The sequence below is a fragment of the Helicobacter sp. MIT 14-3879 genome, assembly GCF_003364125.1.
This window is the reverse complement of record NZ_NXLP01000006.1, coordinates 35,383-59,273: the sequence shown is the minus strand read 5'-3', so window position 1 is coordinate 59,273 and position 23,891 is coordinate 35,383. Positions and strand designations below refer to the sequence as shown.

The window sequence follows — 23,891 nt, the reverse complement described above, 5'->3', positions numbered from 1 at the left end:
TAATATGAAAAAGATTTTATTTGGAGTTAGTGATACTAATGAATGCAGACGTGCTGTGGATTGCTTAATAAAATTGTTTAGTGGAGTAACTGAATTTGAAATTACGCTTCTTAGAGTTGTATCAGAAGTTTTAATGTATGCAGAAAGTGGAGTTTATGATTATAACGATATTGCATCTGCACAAAATATAGAATCTGACGATTTATTAAATGAATTTGAAAACAAATTCTTAAAACATAACATTGAAGTAAGTAAGGTTATTAAGAGAGGTAATGCCGCTGATATTTTGCTAGACTTAGCAAATGACCACGATTTATTAGTTATTGGTGAGAGTGAATCTTCTATTTTACATAGAATCTTTAATTCTCATCAAGATTTATTTATTAGTGCTTCACCTATACCTGTTTTAATAGCAAAATAATTATTTTTTATATTTATTAATATGAGGTTTTTTATGAAATTAAAAGTTTTTTCAGTATTATTTATTAGCTTATTAAATCTAAGTGCATTTGAATTTGGCTATATGGGTAATGAAAGTTTTGGTATGGGAGGAAGTGGAGTTGCTGTTAGTAAATCTGCTTGGGGTCTTTATTATAACCCTGCAATGCAAGGAGTCGATAATAATTTTAAGATAGGTTATTCTTTTGGTATAAGAATAAAAGAAAATAGAATTAGTGATTTATCTAATATCAATTTGTCAAACATTTCTAGTGTTGATTTATTAAATGATATTTTGACTAATAATGGATTATCTATGACTTCAGAAAATGGCATAGCTTTACAAGTGCCATTAATATTAACAGAAAATATATCATCAAGTATTGGAGTTGGAGTATTTTATACAAAAAGAAGTGTTATAAATTTTACAGGTAATATTAATGCAGGAACTACAAATATTGATAATGTAAATAATGCTTATATTGTTACAAATAGATTAGATATACTTGAAATCCCTGTTAGTTATACTATGCAAATTTATAGTGGATTTGGAACTTTTTATTTGGGTGGTAATTTGAAATATATTTATTCAGGACATAGTGCAGATAAAAATAAACTTGATTCAGGTGTTGCTGTAATGGATTCTTTTAAGGATATTTTTAAATCTGGTAGTGGGGTTAAAACAAATACATTTGGTGTAGATGTCGGTTTGGCATACGCAGCTCCTATGGAATATATAGTTATTGGTATAGTAGCAAAAAACTTAAATAATCCAAAGTTAAAGACCATAGATTTAGGAGAATCTCAAAATTTAAAACTAGATTCTCAATATAGAATTGGAATTTCAACTAGAATAATTCCATTAACTACCATAGCACTTGATGCTGATTTAAAACCTAATTATGAATTTAGTGGCTTTAATACAAATATTAGTAGAAATAAAGTGCAATATGTTAGTCTTGGAGCTATGGTAAATGCAGGGGTTGTTGATATTAGATTTGGTTTTGCTAAGGATATATTAAAAAATAATAATGAAGGTTGGCTGATATCAGGCGGTCTTGGATTTGGTTTTATTGATTTGTCTGTGTTTTCAGATACAAAATTAATAAAAGTTAATAATTCAAAAATACCTAGCGAGTTTGGTGTAAAATTAGGTGGCAGTTTTAGCTTCTAGTGAGGATTTAATGTGAAAAAGACTAGTTTTATTGCTAGTGCGTTGTTTATTAACCTATTATATGCCCTAGAGTTTGGCTATATGGGTAATATTCCTGCAAGTGTTGGTGGAGCAGGGGTTGCTTATAGGAAAAATAGTTGGGCTATGTATTATAATCCCGCATTGCTTGGATTAAATAGAAAAAATAATATTGCTTATAGCTTTAATACAGGATATATTGATGATAATATAATAAACCTAACTTCAATGGATATTGATGCTTTAAAAGACTTACCGAATGTAGTAAGTAATGTATTTAAAGGGAATAATATTGTTAATAATATTAATATTTCAACAAGAAGGGCATCTACATTTAATGTTTCAAATTGGAATTTTAGTAATTTTGGTGTTTTTGGTGATGTGCTTGGCAATTTAACGGGTGTTATGAATGGTAATGATAGTGATTTAGCAAATTACATATGTAATGATTTTGGTTTAACTTGTAATAATGTTGGCAATCCAACTTTAAATGACGCTCTAGATGTACTAAAAAAATCAGATGATAAAATTAATATTTTAGGAAAAATTAAAAAAGATTTACAAAATGCAATAAATACAACACAACAAAATAATCCAAATAATATTGGATTGGAAATATTAGGAAACATAGTTGATAATGTTAATACTAATAATATTGAGAATTTTCTTGATAATATTAAAAATGGTGATACAAATATAAATACTATCCTTAAAGATATGAATATTAGAATTAGTAAAGGTGTTAGCCCAGCTATTGATGCTATCTTTACAATTGCTAATACTATTAATAAAAATAAACTTACAATAAATTCAAGTAATGGTTTTGTATATCATATATCTGGTTCGAAAAATAGGGGTGCTATTGGTATGGGAATAATGATGAATATGCACTCTATTGCAGGTATTAACTTAGATAACACTCATAATAAAATAATTATTGATGGCAATAGCAACTATTTTAAGGTATATACAGATAAGGGGCAAATTATACTTTCTACATTAGATAAAACTAGTGGAGAAAATGAGTTTAATAACTCCTCTATTATGTCAAAAAATGCAAATCATATTTTATATGCAAATGCTATTATATTATCGGAGATTCCTATTTCTTATGGACATACTATTCCTCTTGCTGCTGGTGATTTAAACATTGGCGGTAGTATAAAATATATCAATGCATTAAGTTTTAACAATAATCAAAAAATTGATTTTAATAATATTGATATAAATTTTGATTTCAACAAAAACATGAAACAAACCCATATATTTGGTATTGACTTAGGAGCTTTATATACTATTGATTGGTTTTCTTTAGGTATAGTTGGTAAGAATCTCAATGCTCCTACTATTAAAACTTCCATAGGCAAATATAAAATCAATCCTCAATTTCGTGCAGGAATTAGTGCCGAAGTATGGAAATTTACATTTCTGGCTGATATAGATTTATATCCTAATGATACATTAGAGTTTGGTAGTAAAAATCAAATGGTCGGTGGCGGTGTAATATTTGATGCTAATTTTATTAATTTAAGATTTGGTGCTATGAAAAATATAAGGAATAATCCTTATGGCACTATTTTTACAGCGGGTGTTAATATATTTCATTTTATTGATATATCAGTTCAATCAAGCTTAAAAATGGTTAATTTTGCTAATAAGATTAAACTTCCAAATTATTTTGATGTTAGAATCGGGGGAAATTTTCAGTGGTAATTTGACATTTATATAATAACTTTGTAGAATTATAGCCATTTTTGCTTGTATTTTTGGGGCTGATTTGGCGTTCGACGGGAATAGGCGGTTAAAAATTGCATATCAGTTTGATAACACTGTAAAAATATCATTAAATTTAAATGCAAACAAAAATCAATTAGCTCCAGCTTATGCGAGAGCTGCGTAAGTTTAATTTAAACTTTTCGGAGCAGGATTTTTAAATTTTCTAGTGGTTTATTAAATCCTTAACTTAACTAGATATATTTATCTCAAGTATTTAGAGTGTGATAAATTATTTTTTTTCTAAATTGCTTATATGTTAATTTAGAATTTTATTGGCATATAAAAAGATTTTTAAAATTCTTTCTTTAAGTATGTAGAGGTTTTTAATTTATTATTTTCGGACTGGGGTTCAATTCCCCACAGCTCCACCAAAATTTAATTTTCCTTTAATTTAATCTACACTATTTATATATTCTTTAAATATAAATTTATGTTCATTTGGAAGATTATGAAATATTAAAATTGATAATTCTCTAATTTCTTTTAATGCACTCTTAGAACTTCTTAATGATATAAAATTTTGCAAACTTCTTGCATTGATACTCCAAGTTAATTCTGTTTTGTAAGATTCTGGCATACAATATTTTGCTATATCATTACTTTTATTGATTGACAAAATATTTCTTAGATTTTCTAAAGCATTAATTGAGGCATTATCTACTAATTCATCGTCAATAAAAACTATAAATTTTTTACTTCGTTCAATGTTTTCTTGATTAATAGGAATAAAAGGTTTTTCATATTTTAGCTCTTTTAGAGTATATCTACTAGATTTAACACTAAGGCTTGCCATTCTGTGACGACTAAGCTCTTGCAAACAAGCTCTAGAGATTCCTTTAATGTAAAAGTTATAATATAAATGTTCTAAAGTGCTTGAATGTTTATATTTGTTACCAACTCTATCTATTAGCTCTAAATCTCTTTCACCTCCATTATCACTTTTATCAAAACTCTGCCAACAAGTTCTAATTGCATTACTACAAATATTTAATGGGGTGTAATTTAAAAGTGTTACATTCATTTATTAATCCTTATTTATAGTTTTACTAATTGATAACACCATTCCTATGGCTATACAAGATGCCAAAACTGCACTTCCACCATAGCTTAAAAATGGCACAGCAATACCTTTAATTGGAATTATTCCTGTTATACCAAAAGCATTTATTAAAAATGAAAATCCAAACATTACACAAACTCCTATGCAAAATAAAGAATATATATTGTTTGTAGTTCTATTTGCTATTTTTAGGATTCTATGCAATATTAAAATAAAAATTATTATAAATATTCCAAGTCCAATTAATCCTAATTCTTCACTTAATCCTGCTAGAACAATATCTGTATGAACTTCACTTAAAAAACCTAGCTTTATAACACCATTTCCTAAACCTAATCCAATAAAGCCTCCATTATTAATAGCAGATATTGAATAATATATTTGATATGGTTCAGGAGTATTTTCTATTCTCATATTTTGAGCTATTTGTTCAGGCAATATTGATAGAACTAGATCTTGAGTTCCTCCCCACCAAGTCTTTATTCTATTTATTCTATGCTCGCTAGTTACTATTGCTAAAGCACCAAGCGAAAAAGCCAATACAAGTAACATACCTGCTAATTTTTTACTTCCACCTGCAAAAAGGAGCATAACCATAAGAATTATTGCCATTAGTATAGCTTGTCCTAAATCATTTTGCATAACAACAATTAAAATTGCAACAATACTAAAAAATACAATATATGGAATAAATGCTCCAAACTCACTAAATAAACTATCTCTTTCTTGTCCTACAAATTTTCTTGAAAAACTCCACGCTAAAAATACTATAAAACCTATTTTAAAAAACTCTGAAGGTGCTAGGGAAAAGCCCGGAAGTCTAATCCATCTTTTTGCTCCACCCGCACTACTTGCAAGACTTTCTGGTAAAAATGGCATAACAACAAGTAGAAGTATTGATGATATAAGAATAAAAAAACCAAGCTTTATAATTAATTTATCTGCTGGAATCTGCGATAGAATCCATATAACTAAGATTCCAATTATTACTGCAATAGATTGTCTAATTAGGAAATGAAATTCTCCATAGCCATAATAATCAATAGCATAAGCACTAAGTGAATAACATATTATAACACTAAAAGATAATAAGAAAGTTACATAAAAAAATAATTTTTTATCAGCCACAAAAAAGATTCCCTATAAATTTTTGATAGTTAAATAATTTTGTATTCTACCAATTTTTACTAAAAACAAAAGAAATTATTTTGATGGAATAAATATTGCTTATATTTTAACCAATTTAATACTTTTTCTAAGGAATATAAATGGCTATTTTTGATATCAGTAAATCTTATGGAGTAGTAAATAAAGCACTTGATTATAGATCTTTAAGGCAGGATTTAATATCTAGCAATATCTCAAATATCTCTACTCCATTTTATCGCCCTAAAGATATTCATTTTGAAACATATTTAACAAATCAAGCTAATAAGATATTTAAAAATGAAAAAAGCAAAATACTAGATTTAGCACAGACAAATCCAAGGCATCTAAAACCTATTGATTTTAGTAAAACCAATCCTAGTATATTTTATAGAGATGGACATTTGGCAAAAAATGATGGTAATAGCGTAGATCTTGATGTAGAAACAAGCGAATTGGGTAAAAATTCAGTAATGTATAATGCCTTAATTAACGCTAGCAAAAAGCATAAAGGTATTTTTTCTTATGCAATGGAATCTTCGAAAAATATTTAATTAATAAGGTGTAACAATGGCATTTTTAAGTAGTTTTGATATTAGCGGATATGGCTTATCTGCACAAAGGTTTAGGATAAATGTAATTTCTTCAAATATTGCAAACTCAAGTTCTACTAGAACAGATGAGGGTGGTCCATATAGGAGGAGAGAAGTTATTTTTAAAGCTTTTGATTTTAATAAAGAATTAAATAAAAAATTAGGAAAAGAAAATAATTTATTAAAATATGAAGACCCTCTAAATGAGGGATTTTATGATAAAGAACCAAAACCAAGTATAATGAGTGTATATGTTGATAAAATAGTTAGAGATGATAGAGAACCTATTATGAAATATGAACCATCACATCCTGATGCTGATGCTAATGGCTATGTAGCATATCCAAATGTGAATCCTATTGTAGAAATGGCCGATTTAATAGAAGCAACTAGAGCTTATCAAGCAAATGTTGCAGCATTTCAAAGTGCAAAAAATATGGCAAATAATGCTATAATTATGTTTCAAGCATAAATTTTTAAGGAGATTATCTTGGCAGATATAAAAATAGATGCTCTAAAAGTTAGCAATTTAGGACTTAATTCAATCCAAAACAATAACAACAATAATGTTCCTACAAAAAGTTTTATGGATTCTATGAAAGAAGCTTTAGATGAAGTAAATACAGAACAAAAAACCTCCGAACAGGCATTGAGTGATGTTGCGACTGGACAAATAAAAGATTTACATCAAGCTGCAATAGCAATAGGTAAGGCAGAAACAAGTATGAAAGTAATGCTTGAAGTCAGAAATAAGGCGATTAACGCTTATAAAGAGATTTTAAGAACACAAATTTAATTTTTAAATGCAAGATTATAGTGATTCAGATTTTAATATAAATTTTGATGAAGATTTTACGAGTAAGTTAAGCCACAATAAAGACAATATCAGCCAAGAAGTAAAGCATATAGACCGTTCTAATGGTATAATCGCGTTATTTTTATTTCTTACATTTTTTTTAATTTTATTTATTTTTATTTTATATATAAATGTAACTTCAGATAGGAAACTCCCTACTTTAGAAATATCTAAGAAAGAGGTAGCACAAAGAGGAACAATATATAGTAGTGATGGTTTTAATTTAGCTAGTAGTAAAAACCTCTACAAGGTTAGTATTTTAAAAAATAGTATTGACCCAGATAAAATGGAATTTTTTATTAAGCTTTTATCTATTTATAGTGGTATGGATGAGGATTACCTGAAAGATAAATTATCAGGTAAGGGTAATATTATTTTATCTTATAAATTAAATCCAAAAACTGCATTAAACCTAAAACATCTAAATCAAAAATTAATTAAATATGGTATTTTTCGTTCATATGAAGAAAATGGCAGAGTAATTCCAAAGTCTGGTTTGAGTATTGAAATTAGTGGCGAGAGTAGAGATTATTTGTATAAAGATATATTAGAGCCAATATTGGGTTATACCAATAAGCTTGAAACTGATGGTTATACTAAACCAAAAGGTGAAAAAGGTATAGAGAAATCTTATAACAATGTTTTAACATCAAAACAAGATGGTATCTATAAAGGAGATAGAGATATAGGATTTAATATAGTTTTACAGAAAAATGCAACAATTAAGCAAAAGATTGATGGTAAAAATATTGTTTTAACTATCCCTTTAAAACTACAAAAAAAAATTGAAAATATTGTTGATAGTGTTTCTATGGAATTAGATTCTAAAGAAATTGCTGTTGGAATTATAGATTCTAATACAGGCAGAATACTAAGTTTAGTTTCATCTAACAGATTTGACCCAAAGAATATAAAAGAAGATGATTATTCAAAATTAAATTCTAGTTTTGTAGAGTTATCATTTGAACCCGGAAGTATAATGAAGCCAATAATTTATTCTATACTTTTAGAAAAGAGGTTAGTCAATCCAAATGAAATTTTTAATTTATATAATGGATATTATAAGCTAGGGAAATATACTATTCAAGATAGTGTAAAGCAAAAATATGCAAGTGCAGAAAACATCATAGTTTTTTCAAGTAATATTGGTATGGCACAAATGGCACAAAGATTAAATGCTAAAACTTATCATAATGCTCTTGTTGCATTTGGATTCTCACTTCCTACAAATATCGATTTACCATATGAAAAAAGTGGAATTATTCCATCACAATACACATTTAATTCGTATGTTTATAAAGGTAGTGTATCTTATGGATATGGTATGAGGGCTACATTTATCCAAATGCTTAGAGCTTATGCAGTATTTGCAAATGGTGGGTATTTAATTAACCCTTATGTGCGTGATTATACACTAACATCTCATAATAAAAAAATAGATATTAATTCTTCTCAAAATAAAATATCTCTTCTTAGTGTATATACTGCTGATACCATAAATAAAACATTAATTAAAACAGTTAAATCAGGAACTGCAAAACAAACAAAAGTTGATGGACTAATTATAGGTGGTAAGACAGGAACAGCTAGAATAGCTACAAATGGAAAATATAAAGATAAATATATAGGATCATTTTTTGGCTTTGTTAAGGATAATAATTCAAATTACACAATAGGTGTAGTAGTTTTTGAATCTAGTGCTAAAAATAGCTATTATGCTTCACAAACAGCAGCTCCAATAGCTAAAAGAGTTATTGAGGCATTGTTGGAAGAGGGTTACTTAAAGAAAATTGAAAAAAATATTTAATCTTCCACATCAAATTTATCAATTATCGACTCTTTTTTTAGAACATAATTTTAAGATTTACTTAGTTGGTGGTAGTGTTAGAGATTTTTGTTTGAATAAAATTCCAAATGATTTTGATTTTACCACTTCTGCTTTACCAAATGAAGTTAAATATATTTTGCGTGATTATAAAATTTTTAATGTAGGCGAAAAATATGGCACAATAAGTGTTATATTTAATGGAATCTTATGTGAAATAACAACTTTTAGAAGTGAAAGCAATTATCTAAATAATCGTCATCCAGAAGAAATATTTTTTCAAAAGGATATCTTAGTTGATTTAAAAAGAAGAGATTTTAGCATAAATGCAATGGCTTATGATATATTTGAGCATAGATTGATTGATAAATTTAATGGTTTAAATGATTTAAAATACAAAATTATTCGTTCTATTGGGAATCCAAATGATAGATTTGAAGAAGATGCAATTAGATTATTAAGGGCTTTTAGTCTCATTTCTAAATTTAGTTTTAATTTATCAAATGATACTTTAGAGTCTATAATTAAGCAAAAAAAATTAATAAACAATTTAAAAAAAGAAAGAATCCTTATTGAAATAAATAAAATTCTTGTCGGACAAAATGTCCTCAAAGCATTAAAATTAATCAAAAAATATAATATTTTAGATATAAATATTATTCCTAAAAAATTTCAAAAGATCTCAAAAAAATATAGAATATATTCATCATTTTTAATTTTTAAAAATATGGAATTGTTTAATAATAAAGAAATAAGGTTGATAAAAAAAATTTTTAAAAGATTAGCTTTTAAAAGAACAATCAAAGAAAGATTAAAATTATTTGCTACATTAAGAAGTGAGTTTGAGTTAAAATATATTTTTATTGCATTACAAATTAAAATCTCTATAAATAAAAAAAATAGACTTCTTAAAAAAGCTTTTTCATATAAGAATTTAAGCAAAGATTTAAAAATTAATGGATTTGATTTACAAAAATTAGGATATTTTGGAATAGATATTAAGATTATTAAAAAAAATCTTTTAATAAAAATGTTATCTAACAATATTTCAAATGATAAAAATAGCTTATTAAATGAGGTTAATAAAACTTAAAGTTTTATTTAAAAATACATAAAAACTTTTAATTATACTTTATTTTGCTTGACAATCATTTCTTTATTGTAGTAGAATACACACTTTTAAACATTTTGCTGGTTTAGCTCAGTTGGTAGAGCAGCTGCCTTGTAAGCAGCAGGTCGGGGGTTCAAGTCCCTTAACCAGCTCCATAACACTTACTTTAATCAGTGATTTTACCGGTTTTTAGTGTTTTTGGGTGAGTTACTCAAGTGGCCAACGAGGGCAGACTGTAAATCTGCTGGTTTTTACCTTCCGTGGTTCGAATCCACGACTCACCACCATTTTTAAATGAGTGATGCGGGAATAGCTCAGATGGCTAGAGCATCAGCCTTCCAAGCTGAGGGTCGCGGGTTCGAGCCCCGTTTCCCGCTCCAAAAAACTATTATTTTATAACTGGGAGCTGTTTTTCATCTCTCTATTTAATAAAATGATATAGTTATTTTGCCCATATAGCTCAGTGGCAGAGCACTTCCTTGGTAAGGAAGAGGTCGGCGGTTCAATCCCGCTTGTGGGCTCCAGTTTTTTTGATGATTTATTACATACTTAAATTTAAATAAGGAGAAATATTATGGCAAAAGAGAAATTTGTCAAAAATAAACCACACGTTAATGTTGGAACTATTGGACATGTTGACCATGGAAAAACTACTCTTAGTGCTGCTATTTCTGCGGTATTATCTCTTAAAGGTCTTGCAGAATTAAAAGATTATGACAATATTGATAATGCACCAGAAGAAAAGGAAAGAGGTATTACAATTGCTACTTCTCATATTGAATATGAAACAGAAAATCGCCACTATGCTCACGTAGATTGCCCAGGACATGCAGACTATGTAAAAAACATGATTACAGGTGCTGCACAGATGGATGGAGCAATTTTGGTTGTATCTGCAGCTGATGGTCCTATGCCACAAACTAGAGAACATATATTATTATCTCGCCAAGTTGGTGTGCCATACATAGTTGTATTTTTAAATAAACAAGATATGGTTGATGATGCGGAATTATTAGAATTAGTAGAAATGGAAGTAAGAGAGCTCCTTAATAAATATGAATTTCCTGGTGATGATACTCCGATAGTTGCTGGTTCTGCACTTAAGGCATTAGAAGAGGCAAAAACAGGTAAAGTAGGTGAGTGGGGAGAAAAAATTTTAAAACTTATGGAAGAAGTAGATAAATTTATACCAACTCCACAAAGAGATACTGAAAAATCTTTCTTAATGCCTGTTGAAGATGTGTTTTCAATTGCAGGTAGAGGAACTGTTGTTACAGGAAGAATTGAAAGAGGAGTAGTTAAAGTAGGTGATGAAATTGAAATCGTTGGTATTAGGGCTACACAAAAAACAACGGTTACTGGTGTTGAAATGTTTAGAAAAGAGCTTGACAGAGGTGAAGCTGGTGATAATGTTGGCGTTCTTTTAAGAGGAACAAAAAAAGAAGAAGTAGAAAGAGGAATGGTTCTTTGTAAGCCGGGTTCAATTACTCCTCATACAAACTTTGAAGGTGAAGTTTATGTTCTTTCAAAAGATGAAGGTGGAAGACACACACCATTTTTTAATGGTTATAGACCACAATTTTATGTTAGAACTACAGATGTTACAGGTTCTATTAAGCTACCAGAAGGTGTAGAAATGGTAATGCCTGGTGATAATGTTAAGATTACAGTTGAATTAATAAATCCAATAGCACTAGAAGAAGGAACAAGATTCGCTATTCGTGAAGGTGGTAGAACAGTTGGTGCAGGTGTTGTAACTAAAATTATCAAATAGTAAAAGGGAAGTTTTATGAAAATAAAAATTGGTCTTAAGTGTTCTGTTTGTGGTGATATAAATTATAGTACTACAAAGAATTCTAAAACAAATACAGAAAAACTGGAGCTCAAAAAATTTTGCCCAAGATTAAACAAACATACTTTACACAAAGAGGTAAAATTAAAGAGTTGATTTATTCTAGAAGATATTATCTTCTAGAATATTTAGGTCAGTAGCTCCAATGGTAGAGCATCGGTCTCCAAAACCGACTGTTGGGGGTTCGAGTCCCTCCTGGCCTGCCAATTTTATAATTTGTTTAATAATCAATTTTTAATTATGAAAATTCATTAAGCACAAGTAGGTATAACTATATGTTTTAATACGGAGATTCTATGAAAAAATTAGTTACATTTTATAGATTAGCAAAAGATGAACTAGATAAAGTTATATTTCCAATAAAAGAGCAAATAAGAAGTGCACATATATCAGTTTTTGCTGTGGTAAGTATTGTAACTTTATTTCTAGCATTAGTAAATTTAATACTTGATGCAATAGTATCTAGTATATTGTGAGGTTTTAAAATGGCATTAGAATGGTATGCAATTCAGACATATTCTGGTAGTGAAAAATCAGTGAGATTAGCAATAGAAAATCTATTAAAAGAAACCAAGATGCTAGATAGAATGGAACAAATAGTTGTGCCCACAGAAGATATAGTAGAATTTAAAAATAACAAAAGAAAGATAACTGAGAGAAGTCTTTATCCCGGATATGTTTTTATTAAAATAGATTTAAGCACAGAATTGTGGCATATGATTCAATCTTTACCTAGAGTTGGTAGATTTATTGGTGAGTCTAAAAAACCAACTCCACTTAATAAAAAAGATATTGATGTTATTTTGGAAAAGGTAAATAATAGAGCCGCACCAAAACCAAAAGTATCGTTTTATCCCGGTGAATTTGTGCGTATTATTGATGGGGCATTTTTAAATTTTACCGCAACTGTTGAAGAGTATGATATGGAGCACAGAAAATTGAAGTTAAATATTTCAATTTTTGGCAGGAATACTCCAATTGAGATTCCAGATTCGCAAGTAGAAAAGATAATTTAATTATAGGAGGATGTAATGGCAAAAAAAGTAGTAGGTGAATTAAAGCTTCAAATTCCTGCAGGGAAGGCAAATCCTTCTCCACCTGTTGGTCCAGCCTTAGGACAGAGAGGTGTTAATATAATGGAATTCTGCAAAGCATTTAATGAAAAAACTAAGGATATGGGTGATTTTAATATACCAGTAATTATTACAATTTATCAAGATAAAAGTTTTACTTTTGTTACAAAAAAACCACCTGTAACCGACTTAATTAAAAAAGAAAGTAATGTTAAAAAAGGTTCGGATAATCCTTTAAAAAATAAAGTTGGAAAGCTTACTACTAAGCAATTAGAATCTATCGCTACTTTTAAAATGGAAGATTTAAATGCAAACGATTTGGAATCTGCAAAAAAGATAGTTCTAGGTAGTGCTAAAAGTATGGGTATAGAAATAATTGATTAATTGGGAGTTGTTATGAAAAAAATAGCTAAAAGATTACAGGGTCTTCATTCAAAAATAGAAAAAGGTAAAATCTATGATTTAGATAGTGCTACTACTTTAATTAAAACTTTAGCATCTGCCAAGTTTGATGAGACCGTTGAAATTGCCATTAGACTTGGTGTAGATCCAAGACATGCAGACCAAATGATTCGTGGAGCAGTTGTTTTACCATATGGGACTGGAAAGAAAATTCGTGTTGCTGTTTTTGCAAAGGACATTAAAGCTGATGAGGCAAAAAATGCTGGTGCTGATATAGTTGGTGATGAAGATTTAGTTACTTCTATAAAAAATGGTGAATTAAATTTTGATATGGTTATAGCAACTCCAGATATGATGGCTATGGTTGGTAAAGTTGGTAAAATTTTAGGACCAAAAGGTTTAATGCCTAATCCAAAAACCGGAACAGTTACTATGGATGTGGCTACCGCTGTAAATAATGCTAAAAGCGGTCAAATTAACTTTAGAGTCGATAAAAAAGGAAATATACATGCTCCTCTAGGAAAAGCTAGTTTTGAATCGGATAAAATAAAAGCTAATTTAATTGAATTAATTAAAAGTATTAATAAACTTAAGCCAGCTAGCACAAAAGGTAAGTATATTAGAAGAACATCAATTTCTCTTACTATGAGTCCATCATTAGAAATAGATTCTCAAGAATTGGTTGATATTAAATAGTAGTTAAGTATTTTTTCATTTATCTTAGACTTGAGACTACAAGGGAATTTTTTCTTAATTCTTTATTTGTAAAGTCCTTGTATAGGTCTAGTCTGAAAGGAGGAAATAATGACAAAGCAGAATAAAATTGATCTTGTTAGTCATCTTAGTTCTAGCTTTTTAGACACAAATATCATAATTTGTGGTTATAAAGGATTAAGTGTAAAAGACTTAGAAATTCTAAGAAGAGATTCTATTAAATGCAATGCAAAAGTTCAAGTTATAAAAAATAAACTTGCAAATATAGCATTTAAGAATGCAAATATTAATGGAGTATCTTTAAAAGACACAAATATTTTTATTTGGAGCAAGGATCAAATATCTTTATCAAAAAGTGTTCAAAAATTTGCAGATAACAATAAAGATAAATTTATTATTAAATTAGGCTTTTTTGACGGTATAATTGTAGATTCTAAACATATAGAATCCGTTTCTAAATTACCAAATAAAGAAGAGTTAATTGGTATGTTATTATCTGTGTGGTCTGCGCCTGCAAGATATTTTGTAACAGGACTTGATAATCTTAGAAAACAAAAAGAAGCTAGTTAAAAATTCAAAAATTAAGGAGTAAAAAATGGCTATAACAAAAGAAGATGTTTTAGAATATATTTCTAATCTTTCAGTATTAGAACTTTCAGAGTTAGTAAAAGAGTTTGAAAATAAATTTGGTGTTAGTGCTGCGCCTACTATTGTAGCAAGTGCAGCTGGAACAGGTGCAGCTGGAACAGGTAGTGCTGAAGAAAAGACAGAATTTAGTGTTATTATTACAGATAGTGGTGCTAAAAAAATTAATGTTATTAAAGTAGTTAGAGAAGTAACAGGTCTTGGTTTAAAAGAGGCAAAAGATGCCACTGAACAGGTTCCTCATACATTAAAAGAGGGTATTAGCAAAGAAGAAGCTGAAGATATTAAGAAAAAACTAGAAGAAGCCGGAGCAAAGGTAGAGATTAAATAATACCTTATTTTGATTATTTAAAGATTAAGTAGAAGTTTTTAAACTTCTACTTAAATAAAGTGATAAATCACTAAGTATTTCAACTGTTATTTTTAAATTTAAAGATAGCCGTTGTAATATCAAAATAAACTTACTAATAGAGGTTCAAACTATGCCAACAACAATTAAATCAGGAAATAGACTAAGGTTAAATTTTGTTAAATCACAAGAGGAATTAAGCATTCCAGATTTGCTGCAATTGCAAAGAAATAGTTATGATTCGTTTGTATGCACTAAAAATCCAGAAGAAAGTGGCATACATAAAGTTTTTAAGTCAGTATTTCCAATACATGATACTCAAAATAGGCTAACTCTTGAATATGTAGGCTGTGAATATGGTAAGCCTAAATATACGGTTAGAGAGGCTATGGAGAGAGGTATTACATACTCAATTCCACTTAAAATTAAAGTTAGACTTATTTTATGGCAAAAAGATGAAAAAACAGGAGAAAAATTAGGAATTCAAGATGTAAAAGAACAAAGTATTTATGTTAGAGAGATTCCTCTTATGACACCTAAAACTTCATTTATAATTAATGGTGTTGAAAGAGTTGTAGTAAATCAATTACATAGAAGCCCAGGTGTAATATTTAAAGAAGAGGAATCTACTACTTCATCAAATAAATTAATATATACGGGTCAAATTATACCAGATAGAGGCTCTTGGTTGTATTTTGAATACGATACAAAAGATACCTTATTTGTTAGAATTAACAAAAGAAGAAAAGTTCAGGTTACTATTTTGCTTCGTGCATTAGGGTATAATAAACAAGATATTATTAGAATATTCTATCCATTAGTTGATGTAAAGCGTGAAAAAGATACTTATTTCATACCATTCAATCCAGATTATTTTGTAAATGGAAAGATTGGTTTTAATATTAAAGATAAAAAAGATAAATTAATTTTACAAAAAGATAAAAAACTTACACTAAAAAAAGCAAATGAATTAAAAGAAAATGGATTAGATTGGATTGTTTACCCAAAAGAAGTACTTGATGGTAAATATTTTGCAGAACCTATTATTGATAAAAATGGTGAAATTATATTTGACACTTTAACTCAAATTGATGATATTAAGTTAAAAAAATTAAGTGAATTAAAGGTTAATAAATTTAAGATTATAAATGATGATGCACCAGGTTGTGATTCATCTATCATTAACTCTTTACTTACAGATATAGAATCTCTAAAATTATTAAAACAAACTGAAAAAATAGATGATGAAAATGATCTAGCAGCTATTAGAATCTATAAAGTTATGAAACCAGGAGATCCCGTTACAAAAGAAGTTGCTAAGAATTTTGTTCAACAATTATTCTTTGATACTGAAAGGTATGATTTAACAAAAGTTGGCAGAATGAAGATGAATCATAAATTAGGACTTAATGTTCCTAGTTATATTACGATTTTAACTAGAGAAGATATTATTGAAAGCATTAAGTATTTAATTAAAGTTAAAAATGGTATTGGTAGAATCGATGATAGAGACCATTTAGGTAATCGTAGAATCCGTGCTATTGGAGAGCTTTTAGCAAATGAACTTCATACAGGTTTAATTAAAATGCAAAAAGCAATAAGAGATAAATTAGCTAGCACAAGTACTGATCACGAAAATATTATGCCTCATGAGTTAATTAACTCTAAAACTATTACTAGCACAATTTTAGAGTTCTTTACAGGTGGGCAGTTATCACAATTTATGGATCAAACGAATCCACTTTCTGAAATCACTCATAAAAGGAGACTTTCTGCACTTGGTGAGGGTGGTTTAGTAAAAGAGAGAGTTGGTTTTGAAGCAAGAGATGTTCATCCAACTCACTATGGTAGAATTTGTCCTATTGAAACTCCAGAGGGTCAGAATATTGGTCTTATAAATACTTTATCTACATTTACTAGAGTTAATGATTTAGGCTTTATTGAAGCTCCTTATAAAAAGGTAGTAAATTCTAAGGTAACTGATGAAATAGTATATATTACAGCTGCACAGGAGGAGGGTTTAGTTATTGCACCTGCTAGTACTCAATTAAATAATAATACAATAATAGAGGATTTAATTGAAGCTAGAAAAGATGGGGAGATTATTTTAAGTGAAAAAAGTAAAGTAGATTTAATAGATTTAAATCCTAGAATGTTAGTTGGTGTGGCAGCTTCATTAATACCATTTTTAGAGCATGATGATGCAAATAGAGCTTTAATGGGTTCAAATATGCAACGTCAGTCAGTTCCGCTTTTAAAACCTGATGCACCAATTGTTGGGACAGGTATTGAAAGTATAGTAGCAAGAGATTCATATGAAGCAACAAAAGCAATTAGAGATGGTATTGTTGAGCTTGTAGATAGTAGAAATATTTATATTATGGGTGAAGATGAAAGTGGTGCATATATTGACCATTATTCATTACAGAAAAATCTAAGGACAAATCAAAATACTTGTTTTTCTCAAACTCCGATAGTAAAAAAAGGTGATAAAGTTTATAAAAATCAAGTAATTGCAGATGGTGCGAGTATGGATAAAGGTGAACTTGCATTGGGAAAAAATATTAAAGTTGCATTTATGCCTTGGAATGGATATAACTTTGAAGATGCGATTGTTGTTAGTGAAAAACTAATTAGAGAAGATGCCTTTACTTCTATTCACATTTATGAAAAAGAAATAGAAGCAAGAGAATTAAAACATGGAACAGAAGAAATAACTTCTGATATACCTCAAGTAAAAGAAGAAGAAATAGAACACTTAGATATGAGTGGTATTGTTAAAATTGGAACATATGTTAAAGGGGGTATGATTCTAGTTGGTAAGGTTTCTCCAAAAAGTGAAGCTAAACCTACTCCAGAAGAACGTCTTTTAAGAGCTATTTTTGGTGAAAAAGCAGGTCATGTTGTAAATAAATCTTTATATTGTCCACCTTCATTAGAGGGCGTAGTAATAGATGTAAAAATATTTACAAAAAAAGGATACACAAAAGATGCTAGAGCAATAAAAGCTTATGAAGATGATAAAAGTCTCCTTGAAAGTGAGCATAGAGATAAAATTGCTATGCTTGATAAAGAGGAAATGCTTAGAGTTATTTCTCTTTTAGGTAGAGAAAAGTTATCATCTAATGTAAAAGTTAATGATAAAGATTATAAAAAAGGTGATATTTTAAAAAAAGATGATATTTCATCTGTTAATAGATTTACTTTAAATAACCTTATTAAAAATTATTCTAAAACTATACAAAATAAATATGAGCAAATAAAAAATAATTTTTTAAACCAAAAGAAAATTTTAAGTGATGAGTATCAAGAAAAAATTTCTATTTTAGAAAAAGATGATATTTTACCAAGTGGCGTTGTAAAAAAAGTAAAAGTCTATATTGCTACAAAAAGAAAACTAAAAGTTGGTGATAAAATGGCAGGAAGACATGGAAATAAAGGTATAGTTTCTACTATCGTTCCTGAAGTTGATATGCCATATACCTCTGATGGAGAGAGTGTAGAGATTGTTTTAAATCCTCTTGGCGTGCCATCTCGTATGAATATAGGGCAGATTCTAGAGACACATTTAGGATTAGTTGGTAAAAAGTTAGGAAACCAAATACAAGATATTTTTAATTCAAATCAAAGTAATTTTATAAATTCTCTAAGAGATAAGTTAATTCAAATAGCAAAAATAGCTAATCAAAATGAAATTATTGATTTTATCAAAAATCTAAATGATGAAGAATTAACTAATTATGCTAGAGATTGGAGCAAAGGAGTAAGGTTTGCCACTCCTGTTTTTGAAGGAGTTGATGAAAGCACTTTTATAAAGCTGTTTGAATTAGCAAAAATAGATTTAGATGGTAAAACTGAATTATATGATGGTAAAACTGGTGAAAAAATGAAAGAAAGAGTAAATGTTGGATATATGTATATTCTTAAACTTCACCATTTAGTCGATGAGAAGGTTCATGCAAGAAGCACAGGTCCTTATTCCTTAGTAACACAGCAGCCTGTTGGTGGAAAAGCATTATTTGGTGGGCAGAGATTTGGTGAGATGGAAGTTTGGGCACTAGAGGCTTATGGAGCATCTCATACATTAAAAGAAATGCTAACTATAAAATCTGATGATATAGATGGTAGGTATAATGCTTATAAATCAATTACTAGTAATAAGCCTGTTGGAGAATCTGAAATTCCGCAAACTTTTTATGTATTAACAAAAGAATTACAATCTTTAGCATTAGATGTTATTATGTATGATAAACATAATGAGCAAATTCCGTTATTTGATAATAATGATACAAAAGAAAAAAAATCAAAAAAAGATTTTTCATCTCTACAATTAGTTTTAGCTAGTCCAGAGACTATAAGAAGTTGGAGCTATGGAGAGGTTAAAAAACCAGAAACAATCAATTACAGAACATTAAAACCAGAAAGAGATGGATTATTTTGTGCAAAGATTTTTGGTCCTGTTAGAGATTATGAATGTATTTGTGGTAAATATAAAAAGAAAAGATTTAAAGATACTGTTATGGTATGTGAAAAATGTGGAGTAGAGATTACAAGCTCTAAGGTTAGAAGAAGCAGAATGGGTCATATTGAGCTAGTAACTCCTGTGGCACACATTTGGTATGTAAATTCACTTCCAAGTAGGATAGGGACTCTACTTGGTGTGAAAATGAAAGATTTAGAAAGAGTCCTTTATTATGAAGCATATATTGTTAAAAATCCCGGAGATGCTTATTATGATAATGAGGAGACAAAAAAAGTAGAAAGATATGATGTATTAAATCAAGAGCAATATGATGCACTATATCAAAGATTTGAACATACAAATTTTATTGCTGAAATGGGTGGTGCAGCGGTAAAGGAATTATTAGAGGAATTAGATATTATTGAGCTATTAAAAAAACTAAAAGAAGATATTAAAAATACTAATTCTGATGCTAAAAAGAAATCTATTGCAAAGAGATTGAAAGTAGTTGAGAGCTTTATAAACTCAAAGTCAAAACCAGAACATATGATGCTAACTGTATTGCCTGTATTACCACCTGATTTGAGACCTTTAGTAGCACTTGATGGAGGAAAGTTTGCAGTTAGTGATGTAAATGATTTATATCGCAGAGTTATTAATAGAAATCAAAGATTAAAGAGACTAATGGAGTTAGATTCCCCTGAAATTATAGTTAGAAATGAAAAAAGAATGCTCCAAGAAGCAGTAGATGCTTTATTTGATAATGCTAGAAATGCAAATGCTGTAAAAGGTGCGAATAAAAGACCTCTTAAGTCACTCTCTGAAATTATCAAAGGTAAGCAGGGTAGATTTAGACAAAATTTATTAGGAAAAAGAGTTGATTTTAGTGGAAGAAGCGTGATTGTTGTAGGACCAAACTTAAGAATGGATCAATGTGGATTGCCTAAAAATATGGCTTTAGAGCTTTTTAAACCACATTTATTGGCAAAATTAGAAGAAAAAGGTTATGCTACAACATTAAAACAAGCAAATAAAATGATAGAGCAAAAAAGTGATGAAGTTTGGGAGTGTTTATCAGATATAGTTAAAGGCTATCCTGTGCTATTAAATAGGGCACCAACACTCCATAAGCAAAGTATACAAGCGTTTCATCCAAAATTAATAGAAGGAAAGGCTATTCAACTTCATCCATTAGTTTGTTCTGCATTTAATGCAGATTTTGATGGAGATCAAATGGCAGTTCATGTTCCATTATCACAAGAGGCAATTACTGAATGTAAGGTGTTAATGCTTAGTTCAACAAATATTTTACTTCCTGCAAGTGGAAAAGCTATTGTAGCACCTAGCCAAGATATGGTTTTAGGACTATATTATATTTCACTAGAAAAGAATGATGTAAGAGGACAACATAAATTATTTGGCAATATTAATGAAATAATAATAGCAATTGATAGTGGCGAATTAGATATTAATGCAAAAATTAGAACTTATATTGATAATAAATTAATTTATACAACAGCAGGTAGGATGATACTTTATTCATTACTTCCAAATGGAGTTCCGATAGATTTATGGAATAGAGTAATGAAAAAGAAAGATATTAGCAATTTAATTGATTATGTTAATAAAGAAAACGGTATGTCTATTATGGCTAGATTCTTAGATGATTTAAAAGATTTAGGATTCACATATGCTACAAAAGCTGGAATTTCTATATCTGCCTATGACGTTATTGTTCCTAGTGATAAAAAATCTATTGTAGATGAAGCTAAAAAGAAAGTCAAAAATATACAAGCTCAATTTGATAGTGGATTATTAACAGAACAAGAAAGATATAATAAAATTATTGATATTTGGACTGATACCAGCAATAATATGGGTAAAGATATGATGAAACTTATAGAATCTAACAAGGATGGGTTTAACTCAATTTATATGATGGCAGATTCTGGAGCTAGAGGTAGTGTTGCACAGATTAGGCAGCTTTCTGCTATGAGAGGATTGATGGCAAAACCTGATGGAACTATAATAGAAACCCCTATTATTTCAAACTTTAAAGAAGGATTGAATGTTTTAGAGTATTTTACATCTACGCACGGTGCTAGAAAAGGTCTTGCAGATACTGCTCTTAAAACTGCAAATGCAGGATATTTAACAAGAAAATTGATTGATGTTAGCCAAAATGTAAAAATTACAATGGAAGATTGTGGAACTCACGAAGGGGTCGAAATAACTGATATAACAGTTGGTAGTGAGTTAATAGAACCATTAGAAGAAAGAATTATAGGTAGAGTTTTAGCTGAAAATGTAATTGATCCTATTACAAATGAAATTTTATTAATTGAGGGAACTCTAGTTAATGAAAGTATGACTAGAAAAATTAAAGAAGCTGAAGTAAAGTCTGTTACAATAAGAGCAGCTACCACATGTAAAGCAGACAATGGAATCTGTGCTAAATGCTATGGATTAAATCTTGGTGATGGAAAAATGGTAAATATAGGAGAAGCAATTGGTGTAATTGCAGCTCAATCTATTGGTGAGCCAGGAACTCAACTAACATTAAGAACATTCCACGTTGGTGGAACTGCATCAAGATCTCAAGAAGAAAGACAAATTATCACAGAAAAAGAAGGTTTTATTAGATATTACAACATTAAAACATATAAAAATAAACAGGGTAAAAATATTATTGCAAATAGAAGAAATGCTGCTATATTATTAATAGAGCCAAAAGTAAAAGCTCCATTTGATGGTGTTGTTAAGGTTGAAAATATTCACGATGAAACTGTTGTTAGTATAATTGGTAAAAAAGAAACTGCAAGATTTACTATTAGAAGAAGTGATGTAGCAAAGCCTAATGAGTTAGCCGGAGTTAGCGGTAAAATTGAAGGTAAACTTTTTATAGCACACGGCAATGGATATAATATTAAAAAAGATGGAAGTATTGTTGAGATTATCAAAGATGGTTGGAATGTCCCACATAGAATCCCTTATGCTAGTGAATTGAATGTTGAAGATAATTCACCAATTGCACAAAAAATTATTTCCAAAGAAAAAGGTATTTTAAAAATTTATAGATTAGTTGGTAGCACTTTAGAGCGAGTTAGAAATATCAAAAAAGGTTTCAAAATAACAGAAAAAGGAATTTTTGCAATTATTGCTGATAACAATGACAGAGAAGCTACTAGGCATTATCTTGCTCGTGGTTCTATTATGCAGGTAGATGATAACAGTAATGTTGATATTGATACTATAATATCCAAACCTGAAAATGATGAACAAAAAGTAATAGCACAATGGGATCCTTATACTACTCCAGTAATTTCTGATGTAGATGGAGAGGTTAGCTTTGAAGATATTATTTCAGGATTAACTGTTACAGAACAAATTGATGATATTACAGGACAAAGTAATTTGGTTGTAAATGAATACTTGCCATCAGGATATAAGCCTGCAATTATTATAACTGATAAAAATGGTAATGCTTATAGGTATCCAATTGACCCAAAAACTTCTATTACAGTATCTCAAGGTGATAATGTCTATACAGCTGACATAATAGGAAAAGCTCCTAAGGCACTTGTAAAATCAAAAGATATTACAGGTGGTTTACCTCGTGTATCTGAACTATTTGAGGCAAGGAAACCAAAAGATCCAGCAGTTTTAGCTGAAATTGATGGAATAATTAGTTTTGGTAAAACTTTAAGAGGAAAAGAGCGATTAATTATTACATCTCAAGATGGTAGAGTTAGTGAATATTTAATTGATAAGAATAAACAGATTTTAGTTCATGATGGAGAATTTGTCCATTCAGGTGAAAGTATTACTGATGGTATTGTTTCAAGTCACGATATTCTTAGAATTTTAGGAGAAAAAGAGCTTCATAAATATATCATTAGTGAGGTTCAACAAGTTTATCGCAGACAGGGTGTTACCATAGCAGATAAACATATTGAAATTATTGTATCACAGATGCTTCGTCAAGTAAAAATTATCGATAGTGGTAATACTAGGTTTATAGAGGGAGATATTGTAAGTAAGAGATTATTTAAAGAAGAAAATGATAGTAAAATAAAGTTAGGTGGTGAGCCAAGTATTGCTGAACCAATTTTATTAGGTATTACAAGGGCTGCAATTGCAAGTGACAGTATTATATCAGCAGCTTCATTCCAAGAAACTACTAAGGTTTTAACAGAGGCATCTATTGCTGCTAAAATAGACACCTTAAAAGATTTAAAAGAAAATGTAGTATTAGGTAGAATGGTGCCTGTTGGAACAGGAATCTATAAAGATAGTTTATTTAAATTAAAAAGACATACAAAATAAATTTTAGTATGTTTGTTTTAAGTAAAATAAAAGGTCTTATTTTATAGAATCCAAGTTTTGTAAAATTTTGA

At 29.1% G+C, this 23,891-nt stretch carries 19 protein-coding genes, 5 tRNA genes and 1 other RNA gene; 23 read left to right on the top strand and 2 right to left on the bottom strand.

All coding sequences use genetic code 11. The features are described from left to right. Positions 1 to 4: 4 nt before the first annotated feature. From CQA44_RS05400 to ssrA, 4 genes are all read left to right on the top strand, one after another. Positions 5 to 421, top strand: a complete 417-nt coding sequence (locus tag CQA44_RS05400) for a universal stress protein (protein WP_115546266.1) — start codon at positions 5 to 7, stop codon at positions 419 to 421. A 33-nt stretch (positions 422 to 454) separates the two neighbouring features. Further along, a complete protein-coding gene (gene traF / locus CQA44_RS05395; protein WP_181881793.1) occupies positions 455 to 1,612 on the top strand; it encodes a conjugal transfer protein TraF in 1,158 nt (385 codons plus the stop codon). A 12-nt stretch (positions 1,613 to 1,624) separates the two neighbouring features. Continuing rightward, the gene (gene traF / locus CQA44_RS05390; RefSeq protein ID WP_115546264.1) at positions 1,625 to 3,343 is read left to right on the top strand and encodes a conjugal transfer protein TraF; all 1,719 of its coding nucleotides are present in this window, start codon (positions 1,625 to 1,627) and stop codon (positions 3,341 to 3,343) included. A 55-nt stretch (positions 3,344 to 3,398) separates the two neighbouring features. Next, positions 3,399 to 3,777, top strand: a transfer-messenger RNA (tmRNA) gene (gene ssrA, locus CQA44_RS05385). Positions 3,778 to 3,797: 20 nt separating this feature from the next. Here the strand turns inward: ssrA and thyX are convergent. Further along, complete coding sequence (gene thyX / locus CQA44_RS05380; protein ID WP_115546263.1) at positions 3,798 to 4,427, bottom strand: FAD-dependent thymidylate synthase; 630 nt, start codon at positions 4,425 to 4,427, stop codon at positions 3,798 to 3,800. 3 nt (positions 4,428 to 4,430) lie between these two features. After that, a complete protein-coding gene (locus CQA44_RS05375) occupies positions 4,431 to 5,594 on the bottom strand; it encodes an FtsW/RodA/SpoVE family cell cycle protein (RefSeq protein WP_115546262.1) in 1,164 nt (387 codons plus the stop codon). 140 nt (positions 5,595 to 5,734) lie between these two features. Between CQA44_RS05375 and flgB the strand changes: the two genes are divergently transcribed. The 19 genes from flgB (at position 5,735) to CQA44_RS05280 (ending at position 23,820) form a co-directional block, all read left to right on the top strand. Then, positions 5,735 to 6,166, top strand: a complete 432-nt coding sequence (gene flgB / locus CQA44_RS05370; protein ID WP_115546261.1) for a flagellar basal body rod protein FlgB — start codon at positions 5,735 to 5,737, stop codon at positions 6,164 to 6,166. A gap of 16 nt (positions 6,167 to 6,182) precedes the next feature. Next, the gene (gene flgC, locus CQA44_RS05365) at positions 6,183 to 6,677 is read left to right on the top strand and encodes a flagellar basal body rod protein FlgC (RefSeq protein ID WP_115546260.1); all 495 of its coding nucleotides are present in this window, start codon (positions 6,183 to 6,185) and stop codon (positions 6,675 to 6,677) included. 72 nt (positions 6,678 to 6,749) lie between these two features. Next, on the top strand, positions 6,750 to 7,001 hold the full coding sequence (gene fliE, locus CQA44_RS05360) for a flagellar hook-basal body complex protein FliE (RefSeq protein WP_258864910.1): 252 nt from the start codon (positions 6,750 to 6,752) through the stop codon (positions 6,999 to 7,001). 7 nt (positions 7,002 to 7,008) lie between these two features. Continuing rightward, positions 7,009 to 8,868 (top strand): penicillin-binding protein 2, encoded by a 1,860-nt coding sequence (locus tag CQA44_RS05355; RefSeq protein WP_115546259.1) that lies wholly within the window; start codon positions 7,009 to 7,011, stop codon positions 8,866 to 8,868. After that, positions 8,852 to 9,979 carry a CCA tRNA nucleotidyltransferase gene (locus CQA44_RS05350; protein WP_115546258.1) on the top strand — a complete coding sequence of 376 codons (1,128 nt, stop codon included), beginning with the start codon at positions 8,852 to 8,854 and terminating at the stop codon, positions 9,977 to 9,979. Before CQA44_RS05355 ends, CQA44_RS05350 begins: the two co-directional genes overlap by 17 nt. A gap of 97 nt (positions 9,980 to 10,076) precedes the next feature. Further along, a tRNA-Thr gene (locus CQA44_RS05345) sits at positions 10,077 to 10,152 on the top strand. A 46-nt stretch (positions 10,153 to 10,198) separates the two neighbouring features. Then, a tRNA-Tyr gene (locus CQA44_RS05340) sits at positions 10,199 to 10,284 on the top strand. A 16-nt stretch (positions 10,285 to 10,300) separates the two neighbouring features. Continuing rightward, positions 10,301 to 10,377, top strand: a tRNA-Gly gene (locus tag CQA44_RS05335). A gap of 69 nt (positions 10,378 to 10,446) precedes the next feature. Beyond that, positions 10,447 to 10,521 (top strand) — tRNA-Thr (locus CQA44_RS05330). Between the two features lie 50 nt (positions 10,522 to 10,571). Continuing rightward, entirely contained in the window at positions 10,572 to 11,771 is a 1,200-nt protein-coding gene (gene tuf / locus CQA44_RS05325) for an elongation factor Tu (protein ID WP_115546257.1), read from the top strand. A gap of 15 nt (positions 11,772 to 11,786) precedes the next feature. Then, on the top strand, positions 11,787 to 11,945 hold the full coding sequence (gene rpmG, locus CQA44_RS05320; RefSeq protein WP_115546256.1) for a 50S ribosomal protein L33: 159 nt from the start codon (positions 11,787 to 11,789) through the stop codon (positions 11,943 to 11,945). 34 nt (positions 11,946 to 11,979) lie between these two features. After that, positions 11,980 to 12,055, top strand: a tRNA-Trp gene (locus tag CQA44_RS05315). 90 nt (positions 12,056 to 12,145) lie between these two features. After that, positions 12,146 to 12,325 carry a preprotein translocase subunit SecE gene (gene secE / locus CQA44_RS05310; protein ID WP_115546255.1) on the top strand — a complete coding sequence of 60 codons (180 nt, stop codon included), beginning with the start codon at positions 12,146 to 12,148 and terminating at the stop codon, positions 12,323 to 12,325. A gap of 9 nt (positions 12,326 to 12,334) precedes the next feature. After that, positions 12,335 to 12,865, top strand: coding sequence for a transcription termination/antitermination protein NusG (gene nusG / locus CQA44_RS05305; protein ID WP_115546254.1), 531 nt, complete (start codon positions 12,335 to 12,337; stop codon positions 12,863 to 12,865). A 15-nt stretch (positions 12,866 to 12,880) separates the two neighbouring features. Beyond that, a complete protein-coding gene (gene rplK, locus CQA44_RS05300) occupies positions 12,881 to 13,306 on the top strand; it encodes a 50S ribosomal protein L11 (RefSeq protein WP_115546253.1) in 426 nt (141 codons plus the stop codon). A 12-nt stretch (positions 13,307 to 13,318) separates the two neighbouring features. After that, complete coding sequence (gene rplA, locus CQA44_RS05295) at positions 13,319 to 14,020, top strand: 50S ribosomal protein L1 (RefSeq protein WP_115546252.1); 702 nt, start codon at positions 13,319 to 13,321, stop codon at positions 14,018 to 14,020. Positions 14,021 to 14,128: 108 nt separating this feature from the next. Beyond that, the gene (gene rplJ / locus CQA44_RS05290; RefSeq protein WP_115546251.1) at positions 14,129 to 14,608 is read left to right on the top strand and encodes a 50S ribosomal protein L10; all 480 of its coding nucleotides are present in this window, start codon (positions 14,129 to 14,131) and stop codon (positions 14,606 to 14,608) included. A gap of 25 nt (positions 14,609 to 14,633) precedes the next feature. Then, positions 14,634 to 15,014, top strand: coding sequence for a 50S ribosomal protein L7/L12 (gene rplL, locus CQA44_RS05285; RefSeq protein WP_115546250.1), 381 nt, complete (start codon positions 14,634 to 14,636; stop codon positions 15,012 to 15,014). A gap of 151 nt (positions 15,015 to 15,165) precedes the next feature. Continuing rightward, positions 15,166 to 23,820: a DNA-directed RNA polymerase subunit beta/beta' gene (locus CQA44_RS05280; protein WP_115546249.1), complete on the top strand. Its 8,655-nt coding sequence runs from the start codon at positions 15,166 to 15,168 to the stop codon at positions 23,818 to 23,820. The last annotated feature ends 71 nt before the right edge of the window (positions 23,821 to 23,891 follow it).